Here is a 2,636-nt window from a genome sequence, read left to right on the forward strand (position 1 = left end):
GAATTTAGAACTCATATTGGAGACTCCATTAAGGGCATTATTAGTAGATACACCCCGGAGTTATCTCATCAAGCTTACCCCAGCAATAAGATTCGGGTCAGTGCCACCCACAATCAGCCCTGTAGGTGAAGGCAACCAGTTCTGCGTGGCCTTGAATGTCACACTAGGATTAGCGATCGCCACCCCATTGAAAGAGTTGGTGATGAAATTGCTTATATCCACTTTTGTCGGCCCTGAACCACCAAGCAAGCTGGAATCCTGGAGCGGGATACCACCTCTGTTGAAACCACCATCAATATTAGCGTTGGTGATATCGTTGTTCTCAATATCGGTATGGCCACCTTGCAAGCGAATCCCCTCTTGCCTGACATTGCTAACTTTGTTGCTGTCGATCGCACTAGCTGAACGAAAGTCAGTAATTGAATCACCGACAATGCTCGCTGCACTCACCACATTAGAAATCCCTTGATATTCAATTTTGCGCACTAGGTAGTCGGAACCATCGTTTTTGAAGGAGGTGGCGGCGTAGGCAGCGGTGGGGCTATCGTAGGCTTTGGTGGAGAACCGCAGTTCGTCAAAACTAGCGCCGCCCAGAGAGTTTCCTACTATCTGGAATTTGAAACTGCCATCGGTGCGATCGCCAATGAAAGTCACTCCATTTGAAGACACACCGATCGCTTTTGGAGCGCTCGGAGCGTTGAGGCGAGCGATCGTAAAATTGGTGGCCGATACCGGTGCCCCATTATTAAAGATTTGCACGAAAGCAACTTCATTGCCTTGATCGCCCAAACCCGGACTTGTTGTGGGAGTCAATCCACTCAGGTCGATCGTTGTGCTAGTGATGTCTTGGTTATCTGCCCATTTCACCTTCAGCGCCTGAGATTGATTGGTGTTGGGGTTATGGTTGATTTCCGCCCGAATTTTCCTGGCGTCGGTGAACCAACCATCATAAGAGGATGGGACGCCAATACCGCCGGTACTGCCGTAGCTCAACCAGCTTTTAGGGTTTTCGTTGCTTGCTAAGGTGAGGTTGCTGATGACAGTCGGGTTAAGATAGTCAGTTTCCACGCCATCAAAAGCTATCCCAGAAAGTTTGATGCCTTGATTCTGGGCGGCCGAAGGCCATTGTGCGATCAGGTCACTGATGCTGCTGTAATTATTGGTTTGACCCAAAGAACCACTAAGAGTCGGCGCGGGAGTGGGAGTGGGAGTCGGTGTCGGAGTTGGAGTTGGTGTCGGAGTTGGTGTCGGAGTTGGTGTCGGCGCGGGCGTCGGAGTTGGTGTGGGGACGACAGTGCCTCCCAATTCAAAAGAGCCACTGTCAACGATCGCACCTGGAATGCTGTCGCCATCTTGAGGGCGAGTCACGCCGCGCTGATCCGTAGCCGGTGCGCCGGTAGCAATCCCTTTATCAATTGCCGGACTTCCTGTCAGCAGGGGCCTGACTAAAGCGCCGTTGATGTTTTGCAAAGCGCCGAGTAAAGGGTCTGCGATCGTCACACTTGTCGTCACCTTGGTATCGGTGTTAATCACCGGCCACTGAAAATTCCCTCCTCCATCGCTATATTGGGCGGTGACGTGTTGCTGAATGCCCCAAGGGTTTCCTCCGTTAGCCGCTGTATTGTTGGAAAGAATCGTGTTTTTGAGGGTGACATTATTGGCATCGGCGAAGATACCTCCACCAACCCAGCCTGCAGAATTATCGGCGATCGTCGTGTTGAGAATGCTTGTGGGTGCACCAAGAGTCATTGCACCGCCGAGTTTGTTGTAATCACCAGCAGCAAACGCCGTGGAGTTGCCAGAAAACGTACTGTTAGTAATCGTAGTAGGGGCATTTCGCATCCACAGGCCGCCACCTTGATTGCCGGCTTTGTTGCCCGCAAAGGTGGTGTTGGTAATGGTCAATCCCTGGTTGGTGCTGTCGCTCAAAATCGTTACCCCACCACCGTTTCCAGCATTTCCACCGTTGGGTAGCGCCAGAATTTCGTTATTTTGGAAGGTGCTCTTTTCCAAAATAACCTTGTCTTGGCTGCCGGTGAACAGATAAGCTGCGCCTCCTTCACCTCGACCTTTATTGTCTTGAAATACGCTATTGGTAATCTTAATTGTGCCGGAAGCTTCGCTCGGATTGCTGGCTCTGTCTGTGTAAACTGCGCCGCCGAAACCCCTTAAAAACGGATTATCTTGGCCTGTTGCGTAAACGGCTGCGGTGGTGTCGTTGCCGATGAATCGGGAGTTCTCAATTGTCAGCTTACCTTGAAGGCTGTTAATTGCCCCGCCGTTAATTCCTTTGTTGTTGGTGAAGTCGCTGTTGGTGACTGTAAAAGTTTTGGAACTCAAAAAGCCGATCGCACCTGCACCGCGTTCATCGTTAGCTGCGGTGGCTGTGTTGCCGTTGAATTTACTGTTGGTAACAGTCAGGGTATTGTTGAAATTACCGAAAATTGCGCCACCGCCTCGATCGGCGACGTTGTTGTTGAACTGAACGTTTTCTACTGTGAGGTTTACTTCGTCGGTTGTGCCGATCGCACCACCTCTATCGGTAGTTTTACCGTTAGAAATAATGAGGTTTTTGACTGCAAAATTGGTAGCAGTCGCAACGTTGGCATTGACAAAAAAGGCGCGGGATGCGTTGT

Annotated in this window: 1 protein-coding gene; it reads right to left on the minus strand. The window is 50.6% G+C overall.

Annotated elements, in window-relative coordinates; all coding sequences use genetic code 11:
- Positions 1-60: 60 nt before the first annotated feature.
- Positions 61-2,636, minus strand: a 2,576-nt coding sequence (locus QUA54_RS33955) for a choice-of-anchor Q domain-containing protein (protein WP_333419387.1), incomplete at its 5' end; no start/stop codon positions are given.

The sequence above is a fragment of the Microcoleus sp. MOSTC5 genome (genome assembly GCF_036701825.1).
GTDB classification, from domain to species: Bacteria; Cyanobacteriota; Cyanobacteriia; order Cyanobacteriales; family Microcoleaceae; genus Microcoleus; species Microcoleus asticus.